Source organism: Paenibacillus sp. BIC5C1 (assembly GCF_032399705.1).
Taxonomy (GTDB): domain Bacteria; phylum Bacillota; class Bacilli; order Paenibacillales; family Paenibacillaceae; genus Paenibacillus; species Paenibacillus taichungensis_A.
Window position 1 is genome coordinate 393,468 of sequence record NZ_CP135922.1, and the last position, 20,832, is coordinate 414,299.

The following is a 20,832-nucleotide window of genomic DNA, read 5'->3' on the forward strand; positions in this document are numbered from 1 at the left end:
TTAATCTGTTTTATTTTCGATGACGGGTGTTCGTCTTAAGATGACAAAGTCGGCCGAGGACTGGGCGGGATATCGCTGAGGAATAATTTCATGTACTTTGAATTCGGGATAGTTGAACAGATAATCAAAAATATTTCGGTCCTGAATGGTGCTAACGCCTGGATTACCGTTTTCTTTCAAACGAGTATACAACACAACCCACCCTGACGAAGCGTGCAGAATGTCGTAGAGTGTATTGCGAAAATCCGTTTCGTCCGTAATATGATAGAGCACATCCAGACAGACGGTGAGATCAGCTTGCAGGAAACCGCGATTAATCCACAGGCCAGGTGTATATAACATGAAACTCTTTGAGGTATCGTTAGCAAACTTGGAAACGCATAAACGCACCGACGAGCCGGCTACATCGAGACCTAGATACGTATTATAATTCATATATTGCAGTTGATTGCCATCTCCGCATCCAAATTCAATGACGCTGGAAATACCCTCACGCTGAATCAGCCCATTTACCACCTCTGCCTTGAATTCAGCGAGTACCCCGTATGAACCCCTTCCGGATGTCTCGCCTGAGCTATACGTTTGTTCCCAATATCCTTTGTAGTCAAAAGGCTGACTCATGTGTCTCCCCCGATCGATAAATGACTTCAAAATAGTGACTATACATAGGATATGCGTAATATTTGCAGGTATGAATCATTTGGAAATCGATAGATCGGAAGAATGAATCCCCACAAATTCCCCTGAAAATTCCCTGAAAGTCTAAACATCTGGAAAGAACTTACCGACATTAAACTAAGGAACAAAATGATAAGAATCGGGGGGAAATGATGTTAAAGCCAAGATTGACCAAGTACATGGTGATGATGCTGGTATTGGTGCTGAGTATTTCCAACGTAGGCTTGGCCGCTGCGGCAGATAAAGAACTGTCCAAAATTGTAGTTTCCAAAAATGAGCTGTCGCTCGAAGTGGGTGATTCCAGTTCGGTTACGGTGACAGGAGTATATACCGATAATACATCGGCTAACGTAACCATCAGTTCTTCCTGGAGTAGCAGTGATACTTCGATAGCGACTGTATATAATGGTGCCATTACTGCCAAAAAGGAAGGTACGGCAACCATTACAACTTCGTATCTGTCTCAGAGTCAAACGGTTCAGGTGAATGTGACCAAAAAGGTCAAAGCCCTTTCCAAAAACGTGCAGTCGCTGGACTTGCGCACAGGGGATAGCAAAGACATTATTTTGACAGCAACTTACAGTGATAATACGACGAATGCAGATGCATCCAAAGTAGCTGAGTGGTCATCCGATGACGAGAAAGTGGCAACGGTTGTGAATGGTAAAGTTACTGGACAAAGCGCCGGTACAGCTGTCATCACAGGTAAAGTCGGCAGTCAAAGTGTGACTGTGGATGTTAACGTTGAGGTTGTTAAACGTGTGGATGTGGACAAGAAGCAGGTCAATCTGCTCTTGAACAAAAGCGAAACTGTAAAATTGACAGCCACCTATCCAGATGGCACAACCAAAGATGTAACGGATCTGGCAGAGTGGACGTCAAGTAATGAAAAAGTAGCAGATGCATTAAAAGGTGAAATTACAGGATACTCCGCAGGTTCTGCTAAGATCACTGCCAAATACGGAACGAAGTCCGTATCGGTAGATGTGGATGTTGATCTGACAAGCAAACTGAGTGTGGAGAAACAGAGCATTTTCTTCCGTTTGAGTGAATCCAATAAAACAGCAAATGTAGTATTGACTGCTTCTTACCCGAACAGTGCTGATGTAAATGTAACGGATCAAGCAACATGGACATCCAGCAACGAGAAGGTAGCGACGGTATTCAAGGGACAAGTCACAGCGATTGGCGCGGGTTCTACGACAATCAAAGCAACGTATAGCGGCAAAACAGTGGAAATCACGGTTGACGTTGATACGGCAAGATATCTGGATATTGCGGGTGTCGAAGATAAACTGGCTATGAGTGTTACAGGTGATAACAAAACCAAGAAATTGGTAGCCAATGCGGAATATATTGATGCAAGTACAGAAGACGTAACATCCAAAGCAACTTGGACATCCAGCAATGCGGATGTTGTATATGTATCTGGCGGCGAGCTGATCGCCTATAAATCGGGAACAGCAACCATCACTGCGGCATACGGCGGCAAAACCGTTAAATTCACAGTGAATGTAGATGTTCCGGACAAGTATGAAATGGACAAGAAAAAAGGTTCTGTAGCCGTTGGTGGTACATTATCTGTGAAAGTATTGGCCGTATACGGTGATACATCCAAAGATGTGTCCGAAGATGCGGATTGGAGCAGCAGCAGTGAGAAACTCGCTGAAGTGGACAGCAAAGGTGTCGTGACGGGTATTGCAACAGGTAAAGTGACCATCACAGCCAAAATTGAAGGTAAAACGTTAACTCTGCCTGTTGAAGTAGGCATGGCTAGTGGGCTGGAGGCAGATGTGAACTTTGTGGTGTTGTCCTCCAAGGAAACACAACAAATCGTACTCACAGCTACGGATGAAGATGGCTTGACCAAGGATGTTTCATCCGATGCAACATGGAAATCAAGCAACTCCCGCGTAGCCGATGTGAAAAAAGGGGTTATCACTGCCAACAGCAGCGGTAAAGCCAATATCACGGCTGAATATGGTTCCAACAAAGTGACCATTCAGGTTGAAGTGGACGTTATTTCACGCATTGAAGCATCCGAACCGGCTCTTTCCCTGAAAACTGGTGATTCCGCTGATCTTACGGTTACTGCATATCTGAGCGATGGCAGTGAGCGTGATGTCACGGACAAAGCAGAATGGAAAACCAACAGCTACAAAGTAGCTCAGGTAACCAAAGGTAAAGTAAAAGCGACAGGTTCAGGTAAAGCAAAAATTACAGCGAAGTACGGCAGCAAGACGGTAACCATTGCAGTCGATGTAGATACACTGAAATATTTGCAAACCGATAAAGTAACCCTGACCATGAAGCCTGGTGACAAAGCAACCCTGGTTGCTACAGCAACGTATGCCGATGGCAGCGAAGCGAACGTATCCAAGCCGGCACTGTGGAAATCTTCCCGTATTGCGACAGCATCGGTGAAAGATGGCATCATTCAGGCCAATGGTAAGGGTAAAGCAACCATTACCGTGACTTATGCAGGTGTGAAAACCAAAGTGACTATAGTCGTTGAAGCGAAATAATATCTTCAAGTATGAAGGTAAAACAAGCAATTCTATGTGCGGTGATGACAGCTTAAATGCTGACATCACCGTTTTTTTAATGGGAAAATACATAGAAACTAACAATACAAAAAAAGAAACGCCCTGAAACATGTGCATATATCCGCTTTGGATATAAAAACACGTTGTTCCAAGACGTTCCCTGAACCTAAATAATCAATGAATTACATCGTATGAGACAAAACCAGCGCTCCGTATGCAAAAGCAATGACGATGAGGATGGCTGGATGCAGTTTGGTCTTGGTCATGACCCAAAGCGAGATCCCTGCAATGATCAGTGTCTGCCAAATGCCGATGGAATTGGTGGATACCTGACCGAATTCCCATGTAAGCAAGATCATAAGTACAGCAATAACCGGTTGTACGAGCAAGGTCATCCCTTTCACCTTTGGAGAATTACGATGCTTGTTCAGTAAACGAAGCAGCAGAATTAACGCAACAGCGGAAGGTACAACGGTGGCAAAACTGGCGATGAAAGCGCCAAACCAGCCAGCTACCTGATAACCGACAAATGCGGCAATTTTGGTCGCGATTGGACCGGGAAGTGCATTGCCGATGGCGAGTACATCACCGAATTGCTCGGTGGTCATCCACTTGTAGTGGTTGACGACTTCCTCCTGCATTAATGGAATGGAGGCAGGGCCGCCTCCGTATCCCAAGATATTGGCTACAAAAAATCCCCAAAACAATTCCCACCATGTCTGAAGCATCGCTTAGGACACCCCCTTGTCGGAATTGCGTTTGGATTTGAAACGTTGAACCACATCCAGATGGAAGACGCCATATCCGAGGAAGACGGCAATCACAATACCGGGGTGAATATCCAACAGCTGCAGCAGTACAAATGCAAGGACACCGAACAGGGCGGCAAAGGTTGTACCGAGTCCCTTCCACGCTTTCTTGGCGAATTCGTATGCCATCATGCCGAGCATAACAAAAATGACCGGGCGAACAGCTGCCACCATGCCTGCTACGATTTTCGATTCGCGGAGTGCGTACATGGAACCAAGCAGCGCAATGATAGCGATGCTCGTCGGCAAAATATGGGCCAGGACAGACACAATAGCGCCCAGCACGCCCTTCGTTTTATACCCGAGATACGCGGCCATCTTGGTTGCAATGGGACCAGGAAGGGCGTTGGCAATGGCCAAAATCTCGCCAAACTCATCATCGCTCACCCACTTATAGCGGGTAACGGCTTCATAACGGATCAGCGGAATAACCGAGGGGCCACCGCCATATCCCAAAATTCCGGTTCGTACCATCCCAATGACGAGACCGTTGTAATCTTTCCAACTCATGCTGATTTCCTCCTAGAGTCTCATGCCCATTCGGCTTTTATATCGTTTTAACAACAGCTGTGATTCTACCTTGACGATGCCTGGCATCTTGTAGAGCTTCTCCAGCAGGAACTGCTCCATCTCTTCCATATCTGCAAAAATACCATGCATGTGCAGGGTACTCGGGCCTGTCATATGATAGAGGCTTGTTACTGCGGGTTCTTCGTCCAGTTTCGCGGCCACTTCATCCAGGAATAGCGGTTCTACATCCACATTGAAAAAGGCAGAGACCTGTAGTCCAACTTTGCCCGGATTGATGACCACGGTGAATCGTTCAATGATTCCCTTTTCGGATAAAGCATTGATGCGGGCCTGAACGGCCACACGGGACAAACCGATCTGTGCACCCAGATCGGTGTAGGATATCCGGCTATTTTGGTGAAGGGCGGCAATGATTTTACGATCGATTGCATCCAGATTGTGCATTTGCGGGATTTCTCCCCCTTTGGAGGAGCGTTTTTCTGACATGATTGACCATCCTTTTTTTTAACTATATAGAATAAAAAATATGATAGGATCTACGTACAATTTGTATGCAGCATTCATATTTTAATGACGAATCGTAATTGGAGTCAATATATTTATTGTAAATATTGAATTTATCCGATTCAGAGCTTTCATTTTGTTATTTTTACTAATCAGAGATGATAAATGGGAGCAGGATGCAGGCATGGATCGAAAAAGAGACTGTTCACGGAACACATCCGTAAACAGTCTTCTATATAAAGTACAGGTTAAACCGACTTAATGAACAGTTTTGGGTAGACAAAAGGTAACTACAGTTCCTTTGCCAGGCTCCGAAGATACTACAAGTGTACCTCCGGCTCCGCGGGCTCGCTCCTCCATGCTAAATAGACCAACGCCGTTACCGGCCGTCGTACTGTTGAACCCTGCGCCTCGGTCCTCGATTTTCACAACGGTTGCCTCTTCCGAATCTTCCACCGTCACATGCGCCTCTGACACATCGGCGTACTTGGCCACATTGGTTAACGCCTCCTGGATAATGCGGTACATGGCGATCTCCCGGTTCATCTCAAGCCGTTTTCGCAGATTACATTCCAGATCCACTTCAATTCCGTAGTGCCGGGTATAGTTCTCGATATACGTACGAATGGCTGGAACGACACCAAGGTCATCCAGTACGGAGGGTCTCAGCTCCCATGCCATGCCGCGTACATCCTCCATAATACCCGTAACTTGTTTTCGGAGTGCTTCCACACCAGATTGAGGTTGGTCCGCCAGCAGACGATCCATCTGAATGACGAGGGAGAAGAGACTCTGTCCAATGCCGTCATGCAGCTCACGGGAGATACGCCGCCGCTCCTCTTCCTGAATGTTCATAACCTGGGTCATCATCGTCTGTAACTCGGCTTCGACCCGCTTCAACTTGGTTACCTCACTACGAACAGCCAAATACTGATAGGGCTCACCATCGTTATCGAGAAAAGGCACAATCGTTGTATTCACCCAATAATGGCTGCCATCTCTGGCACGGTTGCGAATCTCTCCGTTCCACACTCTTCCGGAAGAGATAGTTTCCCACAGGTTTTTCATAAAGTTCTTGCCGTGATAACCCGAATTAATGATCCGATGATCCTGACCGATCAATTCTTCCCGATTATATTGTGAAATTTCGCAGAATTTATCATTTACATACTGTATCTTTCCTTTGCGGTCCGTGAGGGCTACAATGGACGACTCATCCAGGGCAAACTTCAGATCACTGAGCTGGTGCAGAGAACCTTTCAGTCTACTGCGGAATTCAGTATCTGTAATGTGACTGTCGATCTCCTCTAATAACTGACGCACAGGTTGATCGGCAAATCCGCTAAGTCTGTTTTCACGTGCGCTACTCAAAGTTAAGCAACCCCTTTTTCATCGCAAACTTTACCAGTTCCGGTCTGGTTCGAAGGCCGAGCTTCTCCATCAGATTGCTTTTGTGGGATTCGACCGTTTTGACACTGATCACCAGATGTTCAGCGATTTCCTTGTTGGCGTAACCCTTGGCAATCCAGGACAAGATCTCTTTCTCCCGCTCGGATAACGTGTCATACGGTCCGGCGTTCTCGTGTTTCGCTTTGTCCAGGTATTCACTCATCAGCCGCTTGGTCGCACTTGGGTACAGATAGGCGCTACCCTCTGCTACGGAACGAATAGCGGCAAGTAATTCTTCATGCGGCGCGCTCTTGAGAATATATCCGGACGCTCCCGCGTGGATGGCGCGGAACAGATATTCTTCATCGTCATGCATGGTCAGGATCAAAATGGAGACATCCGGCATCAATTTCTTCAGTTCAGCAGTAGCGGTCAGACCATCTTTGCCTGGCGGCATGCTGAAATCCATTAAGACCACATCCGGCTTCAGTTCTTGTGCCTTGGCAATAGCTTCATCCCCATCGGCCGCGTCTCCAACAATATGTATATCATTCTTTCCGTCGAGCAGGGCAATCAGCCCAGAGCGTACAACTACATGATCATCGACAACCAATAATTGAATCACATCATTTTCCTCCTGTCCGGTTCCACAGTTCTGTCTTTATCATACCAAAAAAGAAAGCCATTCAGATGGGAATCTCTGAATAGCTTCTTTTCTCTGTATATCGGACAAGAGGAATTAAACTTTAGTTCTCTGTTTTACCGAAACGCTCCTTAATCATGTCTGCAATTTCCTGAACCTGTGCTTCCACGGCAAGTGGATCATAGGGCCAGAAGCGTTCTCCGTCAAGCTTGAACACGCGATTGTTCTTCACGGCATCCAGGGATGACCAGACCGCTGAACCCTCATCCAGTGAACCTCCGTTGGACAAATCCAGGAAGATATAATCACCTGCGTAATCTGCCAGCTTTTCCTCGGATATCGCTACGGTATCTTTATCCTGATCAATGAGCTCTTTCTGTACAATGTCTGGTGCTTTCAGTCCGAGCTGTTGATAGATGGCCTGTCCACCGCGATTGACACCATCCCCATTGATGTACCATTCTTTGCCGAACAGACTGAAGTTGGAGAAGGTTGTGCCTTCTTTGACCAGTCCTTGAATGGACTCTTTGGCGGCCTTCACTTTTACTTCGAATTGGGATAACCAATCTTTGGCTTCCTTCTGTTTGTTAATGATTTCACCAAAAGCGGTGATCTCCTCATGGACATTGTCGTATGTTCCGTAAGGGATGATGAGTGTGGGTGCGATTTTACGATATTGCTCATTCAGTTTCTCATCTCCACCTACAGTAACGATCAGGTCAGGTTGAAGTGCCAAAATTTTCTCCACCGATCCGCCGTCAATCCGGCCAATGTCTGCCACGCCCTCAACGAGATCAAGCACATAAGGGCTTTCCAGCTCATAATCTGGCGCACCTACAGGCTTGATGCCAAGTGCCAGAAAATCAGCAAGGTAACCTTGCGTAACGATACGCTGAGGATTCACGGGGATTTCAACGTCTCCGTGAACCGTCGATATGACCTGTGTTTCTGCCTCGCTGGTCGCTGGTTGTTCTTCTGTTACGGCAGGTGCGGAAGCATTATTTTCTGTCGTTTCTTCCGCTTGGCCTGAGCAGCCAATAATTCCTATCACGAGTATAAGGATTATGAGCCCTGCCCACCATTTTGATTTAACCCCTGTCATTCTGCTTCTCCCCAATCAATAATGATTATCTTTCTCAATAAAACCTCCTATGTATCGTAGCTTTTGTGCACAAGTATCGTCTATCTCAAAATGTGACCCATTGAGTATGGACAAATGTTACCTGTCCTTAACGCTATTCTCCCGAATCAGAATGTCTACCATAATTTCAAGTTGCTTCTCCAGAGACAAGGCATCATTACACCAGAATTGTTCCAGTTGCAGAGGGTATATGCGACGATTTCCGTTATTCATAAACTTGCGCCAGCCCGGGCGCTCGCTAAGTTTATCTGGTGAATCGTGATACAAGCCACCTTCGTGTGCCGGAAGAACAAGAAACATATGATCTGCTGCATATTCTGCCAATTGGTCTTCTTTAATGTATTGATGATTGTCAGGTTCCAGAACATCACGGAGGATATTGGGGTGAGGAGTAAGATGAAGTCCATAATACACGTTATAAGCTGCTCTGGCAGTTGCATTCCAGATACAAATGGTCCCGTCTTCCCACAGTTCATACAGACCAACGGTTTCTCCAGGTTTTATAAAATCTTTTAATCGATCAGATTCGGTTCTGGCCCGTATTGTGTAATGTTCAATCCAATCCTCGGCTGCCTGTTCTCGTCCTACAATTCGGCCAATCAGACGAACCGTTTCCAGTCGATCCAGTTGGTTCCAAGGGAGAACAATAACCTGGGATATACGTTCAAGTTGTTCAAGCTTGTGCGGCAAGTAGTACAGATAATCCGGTGCGATGATCAAATCAATCGGTTCAACGCTCAATAATTGTTCCACGCCATGTTCATCCAGATCAATTACGTCATGCAGCTCATCCTGAATTAATGGAGACAGGGCCCAGGGGAGAAAGGAGGCCGCAACGGGTTGAACGCCGAGGGCAAGTAGATCCCCTGTATATTGAACAGTGGCAATCCGTCTCGCACGTGGCTGCAATCGATACTCACTTGGGCTGATCCCGGTGAACTGCTTAAACTTGCGGCTTAAATATAAACCGTCAGCATAGCCTACGAGCAGGGCGATTTCATTCAATGTGGCCTGTGTCGATAGGAGGTATTGCTTAGCCTTATCCATCCGAACTCGGGTCAGATGAGCCTGGAAGCTGCGCCCCACCTGTTTTTGAAAAAATCTAGAGAAATAGCTTGCGTTAAATCCAGTCATGCGGGCAATGTCTTCCCGGGTGAGATGATCGCCATAGTGGTGATTGATATAGTAAAGGGCATCCCGAATTACACTGTCCACCATTTCTGTGGCGGGCTTAACCGCCAGATTGAACAACTCAAGCAGCTCACTCAGCAGAAAATGGGATCGGGCTTCTTCAGTCATGCTGCTGCCTGAACGTTTGTCGGTAAGTTCCTGGATAATGGCAAGAATCCGTAACCCTTGTGAACTGGCTCCAGTCTTTGACCCATGTGCAGGCAGGTTCTCTGATGTAAGTTCATAGACACGCTTCTCATGGGACTCTTTCGTTAATCCGTATTCCAGAAAGCCGATATGATATACCGTGAAGGCAGAAGCCGGAGTATGTATAAGCTCCAGGGAACATGGGGGATACAGGAAAAGGGTTTGGCCTTTATGTAAAACGCCATGTACCTGCCCAAATTGAAAGCTCACCGTGGCTGTACAAGTCACCAGGGAAGGAGATGCTATGGAAATAGATCCAGTTTGCTGTGCAGCTTCCCAAGGAATCACACTGGCATTTGTCAGTACAAGCATATCTGTAGCCTCCTAGCCGTATGTTCTATCTTGAACATATCGATGTATGGACTCGATTATATCAATCTGTGAGACAGACGTCGACGTTCACAGAGGAGTGATGGCAATGTGACTAATTACGCTTGTCCAACTAAGAAATAAACCATAATCCAAAAAAGTCTTGTTACTCCCATAAGGAAATAACAAGACTTCTTGGCGTATTCCAGACAGCTGTCTTTATCCGTACACTTTTGGTTGCAGCTGTATAGCGACCTGTTCGGTCTGACGGACCATCTCGGGTGAGAACGTGCAGGGTAATCTGTTGCCAAGGAGCAACACGGCGCCAGGAACACTTCCTTGCTGGAAGACAGGCACTGCTATGGCACATACCAACCGCTCCGCAAGCATTAACGGGCAACGGGCGGGTGTATGCTCCCCGGTGGATTGTGCATCAGATAGAGCGGTGCGTCCAGTTCGAAGCGCTGTGCCAACCAGATCTTGTCCGGGACGCATCTCCATGCGTTTCACCCGTTCGTTGCTGGCGCCGGATGTATAACTCCAGCGCAGCATCGTGCCGGACAGACAGGCCAGTCCGCAAAAATCGCTGGAGGTACTCAGGCGCAGGCCGTCGATCATCTCCTGAATGCCAGATGGCAGTTCATCATGCATGAGAGGACACTTCCTTTTTTGGAATCATACTGTATGTTACGGTGTATTCAATATCGTTAACCTGTGGTCAGGGAACATCTTAAAATAAGGGTATTTCGCCACTGCTTCTATTGTAGCCCCTTTCTTCCGTGTTGTAATTCAGGGAAAACCCCTATTTCCGTTCTACAATTTGCTGATCCTATGTATGGACAGGCATTCAGGCCAGGAACAGCAAGGCTTTTTTTAATTGCGGAGCCTTAAAGGTACCTCTTAAGTGTGATTTATCTCACAGCAAATTCAGGGAGTTTCCCGGTGAGGTTCAGGTGATCCCCCGATAACCTCCACGCTAAATTCGCGATATGATGGATACATAAGGAAACACCGAGGGGGACGATGGTAATGGGTACGGTATTCACAGAAAGAACAACCCAGGCGACACAACAAGAACAGACGGAGGCGAGCAAGATGACACGGGAGACAGGTGGAATCCTTTCGTTCGTGACAGCTGAACAATGGGGCTTGATCGAGGCAAAGATGCAGCCTAAACGGGTAAAGTCGGGGTACAGTCTCTTTCTGGAAGGCGATGAAGCCGGATACTTGTACTACATTCGCTCGGGAAGAGTGAAGCTGACCAAGTCGACTGAGGATGGGAAAGAAATCATTTTATCGATTCAGCAAACCGGGGATCTGATTGGAGAGTTTGGCGGCATCGGCGGATTATCCCATAGCTACAGTGCTGAGATGGCAGAAAAAGGGGAGCTCGGGATCATCTCGCTCAGCGACTTGGAAAGTGTGCTCAGCAAACACGGTGACCTTGCCTTGAAATTCCTGCAATGGATGGCGCTCGCCCAACGTATCACCCAGTCGCGTTTCCGTGATCTCTTGCTCTATGGCAAGGCAGGTGCACTCGCATCGACGCTCATTCGTGCCAGCAACTCGTATGGCAGAATTACGCCGGATGGCATCGTGCTCGACATGAAGCTGAATCATACCGAGTTGTCGGAAATGATTGGTGCCACGCGGGAGAGTGTAACGCGCATGTTGGGAGCCTGGAAAGAACAGGGGACGCTGGACACCGTGGATGGAAAGCTGATGATTCGTGACCTGGCAGCCTTGCGCTGCATGTGCGGTTGTCCTACATTTCCAAGCTGCCCGGTAGAGTTGTGCCGATTGTAATGAAAGCAAGTTGAATAGGGTGGTACCTTCGATGGGCGATTGGGGTCGTTACGGAGAATTCAAAAAAGCTGAAGTCTGGTATTATCCCCTTTAAGTAGACACTTAAAAAAACCTTCATGTTATCATGAGGGTTCAAGTGACACTTGGAGGGGATATTTTTATGGCCAAAAAAGGACAAACATTTCAGACGTATACCGAAGAGTTTAAATTGAATGCAGTTAGATCCTATGTCGAAGGTTCTTCAAGTTACAAAGTGGTCGCTGATCGCGAAGGAATTCGAAACTGTTCACAACTGAAGGTGTGGGTAAAAAAATGGAAAAACGGGGAAGTGTTTGATGAGCGAAAAAACAATGTTCCGAATCCAATGAAAGGACGTCCTCGTACTGCCTTTAGCAGTGTAGAAGAAGAACGGGATTACCTTCAAGCACAGGTGGATTATTTAAAAAAGCGGTATCCAAATCTAGTAAAGGAGAAGCGCTGAGCCAACGGGAGAACTACGATATCATAGACGAATTGCGCTGCTCGCATGGCATTACACGCCTATTATCGATTACAGGAATACCCCGTTCCAGTTACTACAAATGGCGAGCAACACAGCCGCAGCGAGACGCAAGACAAGACCGTGAGCGTGAGATCAAAGAACACATGATGGCTATTCATTTTGCAAACCGAGAGTTTGGTTATCCTCGCATGACAACGGCGTTGTGGGAGGCTGGTCTGAACGTTAATCACAAGAAAGTATGGCGAATCATGCGGGAACTATCGATCCAATCGGTAATTCGTAAGAAGCGGAAGAAGTCCAGCTATACGCCATCTGTGATTTATCCGAATCGCCTGAAGCGCCAGTTTCATGCGACAGCACCCCAGCAAAAAATGGTGACGGATATTACCTATATTCCGAATGGAAGTACATTTGTTTACCTGTCCGTGATTCAAGACCTGTTCAACAATGAGATTGTAGCTTGGCAGTTGTCTAAACGGAACGATGTTCAGCTCGTATTGGATACGGTGGAACAATGGACACAAAAAAGAGACGTTTCAGAAGCCGTGCTCCATTCGGATCAGGGCTTCCAATACACGTCTCAGGCGTACAACACACGATTAGAAGCATTCGGCGTGAAGGGCAGCCACTCTCGCAAAGCAACCTGCCTAGATAACGCATGCATCGAATCCTTCTTTTCGCATCTCAAGACAGAGAAGCTGTACCTTAACCAGTGTAATTCAGAAGTAGAGATTCGACAAGCCGTGGAAGATTATATGTACAATTACAACTACCGACGCTTTCAAGCCAAACTCAAACAGCGCGCACCGATTGAATATCGATGCGCACTGGCAGCATAGCTTTTTTTATCTGTCTACTTGACAGGGGTAAGACCAAGTCCGATTTACTCGGGATCAGCTTTTTTGGCGTGATGGAGGGCTTGCGGTTAGCGGTTCTCATCCAAGATAGCTAGTATAGGATGTAAAGGAGGGCCCGTTAACGCCCTCCTGCATCATATCAGGAATTCATCACTCACCTATATATTCCTTTGCTAGAATCGAATATAGACACGAATCATGATATTCCCCTTTATAAAACCAATGCTCTCGCATCAAACCTTCACGCTGCATACCTATCTTTTGCATAACGTTCTCTGAAGCCTTGTTGTTCGGGCGACATTTCGCGTAAATGCGGTGTACGCCAAGTGTATTGAAGCCAAAGCCAAGCATGGCTCGGGCTGCTTCGGCAGCATACCCTTTTCCCTGATAAACGGGATTGAGCACATAACCGATTTCTGCGTTTGTCTTTTCGATGTGAAGGCCAACACCACCGATCAGGATGCCCTCCTTTTTCAAGCATATCGCCAGTTCGAAGCCCTCTCGTGGTTGTGTTTGCTGTGAATTTAGCACAAATTCCACATAATCTCGCGTATCTTCTTCTGTATTCGGTCCCCATGCCGTATGCTGAGTAACTTCTGTCATGGATGTGTAGTTATGTATGCTCTCCCAGTCTGTCTCCAGAATATCCCGGATAATGAGTCGTTCGGTCTCCAATTGCATCGCTATTCCCTCCCAATATAAATTGAACTAAAGAATATTTACACTTGCCACTCCGATGACAGAACAACCTTCCGATCGCTGTTATCCCCAGATTTTTTTTGAATCCCTTATTTAAAGGGGGAAATCCGGGGATAAAGGCGAAGTGTATGCTTTCGATGCAGCTTTCTTTTAGAAAGCTTTTAGCTCCGCTTCTTCAGGTTATTTCTGTCCTCTCCGTTTCTCGTGTAAATGTTAAGTTCAATTATATAGTAAAACAAAAATAGCCCAATAACCGATTCATGTAAAGAATGGGTTACGAGCTATGTAAGTATAAGCATGCTATTGTGGTTGTTTACATTCAACTGCGGGATAAGTATAAGCCAGCTTGCGGATAATTTCCTTTTGCCATTTGGTGTCACCCAGGTTGGTTGCCAGGTTCAGAAGATCCAAATAATCGTCAAGCTGCAGATCAGCCTTTTGCAGAGTTGTATTCATTCGATGTTCGTTCCCCTTTATCTATAAAATCGTTAAGTCATGTACAGTAGACAGAAGACTTGAGACAGGCTCAAGAATGATAATCATTATCACAGTTATATTATCATTATGCAATGAACGATGGCAAAATGCAATGCCAAGGCTCGAATGTACTCAACTTTTTTTCGAAAAAAGGCTCATCCACAGCAGATAGGGAACGTACACACCCAGGTATGCAGACGGATAAAGGAACCATCCATTTAACAGGAAATGGTGAATTTCTGTGGTGAATGTTGTCATATGGGCATTCGTTGCGTACACATCACCGGCAATGACAGTGGCAGCACTATAGAAACATAACAGGGCAAGTACATGGAAAATGCGGGTCACCATCCGGGAGCGAATCGCAACAAAAACCATAATGAGTGGAACAATCAGTAGGAGTAGAAGAAATAGAAACTTCATGATACAGGTCTCCTTTGGGATACTTTTGTTAACCAGTATGGGCAATTGGTGGAATTTCCAAAAGTTTTTGCAAACATTTTACAAAAAGAAAGAGGAATTCATCATATGAACGATTAAATTAAAGGTGGATAACCCATTATCAGGTAATTATGAGGAGGAGAAGGCAAGTATGAAGAAAGCGATATGGCAGCATTGGATCGGGGGATTCCTGATCTTCATCATGATGGCGACGGCATTGCTTCAACCTGATTCACAAGGTCCGGTACAGGCCGCTGCAGCACCTATTACGGTATCGCAGGCCATCGCTGCCCAGAGTGGCGGAGCAACGGCAACGGTGGAAGGATATATTGTTGGACATGCCACCGGCTCGCTTACAGCCAAATTTACATCTCCTTACGCCAATGATTTCAACTTCCTGATTGCAGATTCAGCGACAGAGAAGACGAACGCGAAACTGCTTGACGTGCAGATTCCAGCGTCGTACCGTTCGCAATATGGACTGGCTTCCAACCCGAATCTTGTGGGGCAGAAGGTTATCGTAACCGGAACGCTTGGCGCATATAACAGTTATGCCGGAGTTAAGAATCCTACCTCAATCACACTCTCCTCTGGAACAACCAATCCTGATCCTGATCCAGGCACAACGCTGCCAGATGGTACAGGGAAGAAAGTATTGTTCGACAACACGCATGCTCAGACAGCCGGGGCTGCGGACTGGGTTATTGATGGGGCATTTTCGGACTTTGCGAATGGTTTGCGAAACGCAGGCTTTACCGTGGATCAGCTGAATCGTAGCATCCCGTATACCTTCGGTGAGCAAGCCTTCACCTTTAATAAATTGAAAGATTATGATGTCTTCGTTATCGGCGAAGCGAACGTGCCTTTCAAAGCGACAGAGCAGGCTGCGCTGCTGCAATATGTACAGAATGGTGGCAGTGTCTTCTTCATTGCCGACCACTATAACGCAGACCGGAACAAAAACCGCTGGGATTCCTCTGAAGTATTCAATGGCTATCGCCGGGGTGCATTCTTGAATCCAGCCAAAGGCATGTCGTCAGCAGAAGCCGAATCTCCAGCCATGCAAGGCGTGACCAGTTCAGACTGGTTGGCATCCAACTTCGGTATTCGTTTCCGCTACAATGCACTGGGAGATGTTAATGCCACGGATATCGTTGCACCTTCGCAGTCGTTCGGCATTACAACTGGAGTGAGCGCAGTGGCCATGCATGCTGGTTCCACACTCGCTATTATTGACCCGAACAAAGCCAAAGGTCTGGTGTATGTGCCTAGTGGTGTATCCAAATGGGGCAACGCGGTAGATCAGGGCGTATACAATGGCGGCGGACGAGCGGAAGGAGCCTATGCAGCGATCGCTAAGGTCGGGGCAGGTAAAGCAGCATTTATCGGTGACTCCTCACCTGTTGAGGATGCCACGCCAAAATATCTACGTGAAGAAACAGGCGCTGCCAAAACAACGTATGATGGCTTCAAAGAAGTGAATGACGGTGTATTCCTTGTGAATACCGTGAAATGGCTTGCAGTAAAAGAAAGCTACACAAGTCTGTCTCAGGTGTCTGGACTGACATTGGATGCGCCGACAAGTCTGCTCGCGATTGAAGCGCCGGCTTCTTCCACCGAGCCGCAAACCGAGCCATGGGCTACACCTGCTGCAGGCTACAAATGGTATGATCCTACAACGTTTAAGACAGGTTCGTACGGCAAAGCGCAGTAAGATAAGCAGTAAGAGAAATATACGGAAAATCGGCCTGTCCGCAATCGTTGCGGATAGGCTTTATTTTGTATAAATGCCCGGAGCAGAGGGAAACGTATGGGTAATTATGAATGTTGAGTGAGATGCCAAGGTGAGGAGGAAGACCATGATGAATCGGCAAGCAGACTGCGACAGCTCGACCATGAGACAGAAACTCAAAGGAGATCTTCATCGTGTGGCAGATCGAATGAACCAGACGTTGTCTACCTTTGATCATGACAGTGTGTGTCTGCTGGGTCAATTTGCGGAGATTCGGGCCGAGATCAAGCAGATCGAGGTACTGGCGTCTTCCTTTTATCTGGATTGTTATCTGTCTCCCTTCACGGAGAAATTTGCCGAGCTGACTGCCAGTGTACAGCATTTGTCGGATCGCAGATATGGTGCGCTCATTGTAATTGAACGGGAAATACCGCTTGAACCGATTATCCACTCAGGGGTTGCAGTGGATGCCAGAGTCACTCATGCATTGCTGGAATCGCTGTTTATACCGGGTGCACCTCTGCATGATGGGGCAGTGCTGATTCGGGGCAATCAGATAGTATCCGCGGGCAATGTATTGCCTTTGTCACAGGCCATTGCACATGAACGGAAGATTGGCACAAGGCATAGGGCTGCTCTTGGATTGAGTGAGCTGACGGATGCGGTTGTGCTGGTTGTCTCGGAAGAGACTGGTCAAGCTTCGTTCGCCGTGGGTGGGGATCTGCATCCCATCAACGTGGTTGAAACTTTGCCATGATCACTCGTTGCTAGATTTTTTTACCGATTCCATGCTGGAGTAAATGAACCTTTTTCCCTGTGAAGAGAGAAAGGTCTTTTTGTTATATCGTGATGTGGTTTTGCACAAACTTGATAATCATGGGTACAATAGAGGATGGAAGACGAACTGAAGAAGGCGATTTGATCGCAAAAATGGTTGGAGGAGACGGTTAACACATGAGCTGGTTTGAAGCAATGGAACATCACGATTATGAGGAACTGGTACTGTGCCAGGATAGAGCCTCTGGTTTAAAAGCAATTATTGCTATTCACGATACAACACTCGGTCCTGCGCTGGGAGGCACACGGATGTGGACCTATGCTTCGGAGGAAGCTGCCATTGAAGATGCCTTGCGCCTTGCGCGGGGAATGACATATAAACATGCTGTATCCGGACTGAATCTGGGCGGAGGCAAAGCCGTCATTATCGGGGATCCGCGCCGTGACAAAAATGAAGCGATGTTCCGGGCCTTTGGCCGATACATTCAGGGACTGAACGGACGTTATGTCACCGCGGAGGATGTGGGAACGACAGAAGAGGATATGAATCTGATCTATCAGGAAACAGACTATGTTACAGGCATATCGCCAAGCTACGGCTCCTCCGGCAATCCTTCCCCGGCAACAGCCTATGGCGTATATCAGGGCATGAAGGCCGCGGCGAAGGAAGCATTCGGCACAGATCTGCTGGAAGGCAAAACTGTAGCTGTACAGGGTGTAGGCAACGTGGCGATGCGTCTGTGCAAATATTTGTACGAAGAAGGTGCGCATCTGATCGTTACCGATATCCATAAGGATTCCGTGAAACAGGCTGTGGATCAATTCGGTGCAAAAGCGGTAGACCCTGCCGACATTACTGGAGTGGATTGTGATATTTATGCTCCATGTGCATTGGGAGGTACAATTAATGACGATACGTTGAAACAGCTCAAGGCTAAGGTTGTGGCAGGCTGTGCCAACAACCAGCTGCTTGAGCCGCGTCATGGTGACAAGCTGCATGAGATGGGAATCGTATACGCACCCGACTATGTGATCAATGCAGGTGGCGTAATTAATATTGCGGATGAGCTGAACGGCTATAACGCAGATCGTGCGTGGAGCAAGGTTGGGGAGATCTACAATAATCTGGAGAAAATCTTCGACACATCGCGTACCGAAGGCATCGCAACGTATATTGCTGCGGATCGTCTGGCTGAACGCCGCATTGAACTGATGAAGAATACACGTAGCACGTTCCTGCAAAATGGTCATCACGCGCTGAGCTCCCGCAGACTGCGCGGGTAAATTTAAAGGATTCACATTACAATAAAATGTAAAACAGCTAAAGGCAGGCATCCCCATGGTGAACTGCACCCCATTTGTTAGAGAGGAGGTGCAGTGCAATGGATGCCTGCCTTCTCTTTGAGTTTAAAGAGTTTTTTTGTAAGGAGATCATCATATGGTTCGGCTAATATTAGAATAATCCTATAACCCGAGAGGAACGAAATGATATTTCAAAATGTAATACACTTCTGATTCAGCAGCTTCACAAATCGATCCAGCGCGCTGCTGACGTATCGATCTTCACCCCGGACAAAGGTTGTTGTGGTATGTGTGAATCGTTCGGCCAGATCATGTACCGAGAACTCATCCGGTTTCTTGTGAATAACGCTGCAAGGCATAATGGTAAAAGCAATCCCCGACTCCACACAGCTGAGCAAGTTATCCATCGTGCTGACTTCAATCATATTGCGAGCAGACAAACCTTCTTCCTGCAAATATTCCTCCGTAATTTCACGGTATGGGCAGCCCTTTGGGAAAACGACCCACGAAACCTGACACAGGCTTTCAGGTGGAACGTCCATCCGTTTGGAGATGATATGCACCGTGTCTTGCATTTCATATTCCACCTTCAGGCCCTCTTTCACACACGCACCACTAATAAAAGCACCGTCGATCTCATACTCCTGTATTTTCTTGCGAAGGACTTTGGGTGAAGTGGCATTAACAAGTGAGATGGAGACCTCGGGATAGGTCACCTGGTATTCATTGAGAATTTCCATGAATCGGCTGGATGCTGCCGTCTCCACAATCCCGATTTTTAACGTACCTGAAGGCTCACCGGGATCAGTCATATCCTGCTCCAGATCGTTTAACAGGTCACGGATGCGTGTTGCATACTGGACAAACTGTTCTCCTTTGGAAGTCAGCACCACCCCTTTGGGAAAGCGGTTGAACAACTGCACCTGATATTCCTGCTCCAGTTTTTTGATACGTGTAGTGACGTTGGATTGAGCGTAATTCAGTTCTTTGGCGGCCTGTGAGATTTTGCCGGACCGTGCCACCGCGAGAATAATATCGATATCCGAGAGTTCCATGGTTCTGGCCTCCTGAGTTGTAATGAAATGAGGTGTTAGGTATCTCTATGAGAGATATATCTATATATTTCAATCATTTTACGATATATACATGCCAGCTTACAATATCATTATCAAAAGCTTCTACAGCGCATGGAATTATGCAAAACGCTGAAAATGGAGAAGGAGTTGTGGTGAAAAATATGTCTACATTACTGAGCCCGGTGACGATCAACGAGTGGCATTTGAGAAACAGATTGGTGATGGCACCTCTTACCCGAGGATTTGCCAGTGATCAGGATGGGACCGCGACGGAAGAGATGGTGGCGTATTATGAGCGACGTGCCCAGGATGGAGTGGGACTGATCATTACAGAGGGGATCAACCCCTCGCTGGCAGGTAAAGGAACCTATGGCATCCCCGGATTATATACGGCTGAACAGACCGACTCATGGAAGAAAGTAACGAATGCCGTCCATAAACACGGAGGGACCATCATCGCTCAGCTGTGGCATGTGGGCAGACTGTCTCACTCCGATCTGATCGGTACCCAGCCACTGGCACCTTCAAGCATTCCTGCTCAAGGAAGAGTCCATAAATTGCATAAGCCATATCAGATACCACAAGCCATGAGTACGCAAGATATCCGGGAAAGCATTCAACAATTTCAAACGGCTGCCCGCAATGCGGTACTGGCTGGATTCGACGGAATTGAGCTGCATGCAGCACATGGTTATCTGATCGACCAGTTTATCAATGAGAAGACGAACCACAGAACAGACGAATACGGAGGCGATATCCAGGGACGATTGCGTTTTCTGAAGGAGATCATTATTGCAGTTCAAAAAGAAATCAGCGTGGATCGCATATCGGTACGATTTTCCGAGAAAAAAGATGATGACCCTTCCTATGTCTGGTCAGACAAGGCTGGAGTGCTGAACGCCTATCTGAGTCTGTTCCGCGAGACAGGCATTACAATCCTACATCCTTCAACAGATCTGTACACCACAGTCTGGGATGGGGAACAAAATTTCCATGAGGCGATTCGCGAGCAGTGGGATGGAATCATCATTGGCGTAGGCGATCTTGAGGTAAACACAGCAGAACAGGCTGTGCAAGATCGGAGCATTGATTTGGCAGCGTTCGGCAGACCGTTTATCGCCAATCCTGATCTGGTGCAAAAATTGCGTACGGGGCAGCAGTTGATCGAGTATGATGCCAATGCACATCTGACTGTGTTGGTGTGAATGTAGCAAGAAAAGGGCAGAAGCTGATCCT

At 47.1% G+C, this 20,832-nt stretch carries 21 protein-coding genes; 8 read left to right on the top strand and 13 right to left on the bottom strand.

Annotation, left to right across the window (positions count from 1 at the left end):
- Entirely contained in the window at positions 1 to 621 is a 621-nt protein-coding gene (locus RS891_RS01895; RefSeq protein WP_113055288.1) for a class I SAM-dependent methyltransferase, read from the bottom strand.
- Positions 622 to 827: 206 nt separating this feature from the next.
- Here RS891_RS01895 and RS891_RS01900 point away from each other — a divergent pair, with 206 nt between their 5' ends.
- Entirely contained in the window at positions 828 to 3,203 is a 2,376-nt protein-coding gene (locus RS891_RS01900; RefSeq protein WP_315794276.1) for an Ig-like domain-containing protein, read from the top strand.
- 203 nt (positions 3,204 to 3,406) lie between these two features.
- Here RS891_RS01900 and RS891_RS01905 read toward each other — a convergent pair whose 3' ends face one another.
- The 8 genes from RS891_RS01905 to RS891_RS01940 all read right to left on the bottom strand — a co-directional run bounded on the left by RS891_RS01905 (position 3,407) and on the right by RS891_RS01940 (position 10,578).
- A complete protein-coding gene (locus tag RS891_RS01905) occupies positions 3,407 to 3,952 on the bottom strand; it encodes a chromate efflux transporter ChrA (RefSeq protein WP_113055286.1) in 546 nt (181 codons plus the stop codon).
- Between the two features lie 3 nt (positions 3,953 to 3,955).
- Positions 3,956 to 4,543 (bottom strand): chromate efflux transporter ChrB, encoded by a 588-nt coding sequence (locus RS891_RS01910; RefSeq protein WP_064642790.1) that lies wholly within the window; start codon positions 4,541 to 4,543, stop codon positions 3,956 to 3,958.
- 12 nt (positions 4,544 to 4,555) lie between these two features.
- Entirely contained in the window at positions 4,556 to 5,050 is a 495-nt protein-coding gene (locus RS891_RS01915; RefSeq protein WP_063566298.1) for a chromate efflux transcriptional regulator ChrS, read from the bottom strand.
- 276 nt (positions 5,051 to 5,326) lie between these two features.
- Positions 5,327 to 6,439 (bottom strand): PAS domain-containing sensor histidine kinase, encoded by a 1,113-nt coding sequence (locus tag RS891_RS01920; protein ID WP_315794277.1) that lies wholly within the window; start codon positions 6,437 to 6,439, stop codon positions 5,327 to 5,329.
- Positions 6,432 to 7,082, bottom strand: coding sequence for a response regulator (locus RS891_RS01925; RefSeq protein WP_315794278.1), 651 nt, complete (start codon positions 7,080 to 7,082; stop codon positions 6,432 to 6,434). The genes RS891_RS01920 and RS891_RS01925 overlap by 8 nt, the downstream gene beginning before the upstream one ends.
- A gap of 121 nt (positions 7,083 to 7,203) precedes the next feature.
- A complete protein-coding gene (locus tag RS891_RS01930; RefSeq protein ID WP_315794279.1) occupies positions 7,204 to 8,202 on the bottom strand; it encodes an ABC transporter substrate-binding protein in 999 nt (332 codons plus the stop codon).
- A gap of 117 nt (positions 8,203 to 8,319) precedes the next feature.
- Positions 8,320 to 9,930: a helix-turn-helix domain-containing protein gene (locus RS891_RS01935; RefSeq protein WP_315794280.1), complete on the bottom strand. Its 1,611-nt coding sequence runs from the start codon at positions 9,928 to 9,930 to the stop codon at positions 8,320 to 8,322.
- Positions 9,931 to 10,146: 216 nt separating this feature from the next.
- Positions 10,147 to 10,578 carry a GAF domain-containing protein gene (locus tag RS891_RS01940; RefSeq protein WP_315794281.1) on the bottom strand — a complete coding sequence of 144 codons (432 nt, stop codon included), beginning with the start codon at positions 10,576 to 10,578 and terminating at the stop codon, positions 10,147 to 10,149.
- Between the two features lie 378 nt (positions 10,579 to 10,956).
- On the opposite strand from RS891_RS01940, the gene RS891_RS01945 reads away from it, so the two are divergent.
- The 3 genes from RS891_RS01945 to RS891_RS01955 all read left to right on the top strand — a co-directional run bounded on the left by RS891_RS01945 (position 10,957) and on the right by RS891_RS01955 (position 13,074).
- Positions 10,957 to 11,733 (top strand): Crp/Fnr family transcriptional regulator, encoded by a 777-nt coding sequence (locus tag RS891_RS01945; protein ID WP_246318069.1) that lies wholly within the window; start codon positions 10,957 to 10,959, stop codon positions 11,731 to 11,733.
- Between the two features lie 160 nt (positions 11,734 to 11,893).
- The gene (locus tag RS891_RS01950) at positions 11,894 to 12,214 is read left to right on the top strand and encodes a transposase (protein WP_315793342.1); all 321 of its coding nucleotides are present in this window, start codon (positions 11,894 to 11,896) and stop codon (positions 12,212 to 12,214) included.
- Between the two features lie 23 nt (positions 12,215 to 12,237).
- Positions 12,238 to 13,074 carry an IS3 family transposase gene (locus RS891_RS01955; protein ID WP_315796124.1) on the top strand — a complete coding sequence of 279 codons (837 nt, stop codon included), beginning with the start codon at positions 12,238 to 12,240 and terminating at the stop codon, positions 13,072 to 13,074.
- A gap of 168 nt (positions 13,075 to 13,242) precedes the next feature.
- On the opposite strand, the gene RS891_RS01960 is transcribed toward RS891_RS01955, so the two are convergent.
- The 3 genes from RS891_RS01960 to RS891_RS01970 all read right to left on the bottom strand — a co-directional run bounded on the left by RS891_RS01960 (position 13,243) and on the right by RS891_RS01970 (position 14,691).
- Positions 13,243 to 13,773 carry a GNAT family N-acetyltransferase gene (locus RS891_RS01960; RefSeq protein ID WP_113055281.1) on the bottom strand — a complete coding sequence of 177 codons (531 nt, stop codon included), beginning with the start codon at positions 13,771 to 13,773 and terminating at the stop codon, positions 13,243 to 13,245.
- A 318-nt stretch (positions 13,774 to 14,091) separates the two neighbouring features.
- On the bottom strand, positions 14,092 to 14,247 hold the full coding sequence (locus RS891_RS01965) for a hypothetical protein (RefSeq protein ID WP_162842450.1): 156 nt from the start codon (positions 14,245 to 14,247) through the stop codon (positions 14,092 to 14,094).
- Positions 14,248 to 14,400: 153 nt separating this feature from the next.
- A complete protein-coding gene (locus RS891_RS01970; RefSeq protein WP_315794282.1) occupies positions 14,401 to 14,691 on the bottom strand; it encodes a hypothetical protein in 291 nt (96 codons plus the stop codon).
- Between the two features lie 223 nt (positions 14,692 to 14,914).
- On the opposite strand from RS891_RS01970, the gene RS891_RS01975 reads away from it, so the two are divergent.
- From RS891_RS01975 to RS891_RS01985, 3 genes are all read left to right on the top strand, one after another.
- Positions 14,915 to 16,423, top strand: coding sequence for a DUF6359 domain-containing protein (locus RS891_RS01975; RefSeq protein ID WP_397386928.1), 1,509 nt, complete (start codon positions 14,915 to 14,917; stop codon positions 16,421 to 16,423).
- Positions 16,424 to 16,568: 145 nt separating this feature from the next.
- Entirely contained in the window at positions 16,569 to 17,198 is a 630-nt protein-coding gene (cdaS, locus tag RS891_RS01980) for a sporulation-specific diadenylate cyclase CdaS (protein ID WP_113055278.1), read from the top strand.
- A 197-nt stretch (positions 17,199 to 17,395) separates the two neighbouring features.
- Positions 17,396 to 18,502: a Glu/Leu/Phe/Val family dehydrogenase gene (locus RS891_RS01985; RefSeq protein ID WP_315794283.1), complete on the top strand. Its 1,107-nt coding sequence runs from the start codon at positions 17,396 to 17,398 to the stop codon at positions 18,500 to 18,502.
- 209 nt (positions 18,503 to 18,711) lie between these two features.
- Here the strand turns inward: RS891_RS01985 and RS891_RS01990 are convergent, their stop codons facing one another.
- Positions 18,712 to 19,575, bottom strand: coding sequence for a LysR family transcriptional regulator (locus RS891_RS01990; RefSeq protein ID WP_315794284.1), 864 nt, complete (start codon positions 19,573 to 19,575; stop codon positions 18,712 to 18,714).
- Between the two features lie 182 nt (positions 19,576 to 19,757).
- Here RS891_RS01990 and RS891_RS01995 point away from each other — a divergent pair, with 182 nt between their 5' ends.
- On the top strand, positions 19,758 to 20,801 hold the full coding sequence (locus RS891_RS01995) for an alkene reductase (protein WP_113055275.1): 1,044 nt from the start codon (positions 19,758 to 19,760) through the stop codon (positions 20,799 to 20,801).
- Positions 20,802 to 20,832 lie beyond the last annotated feature (31 nt).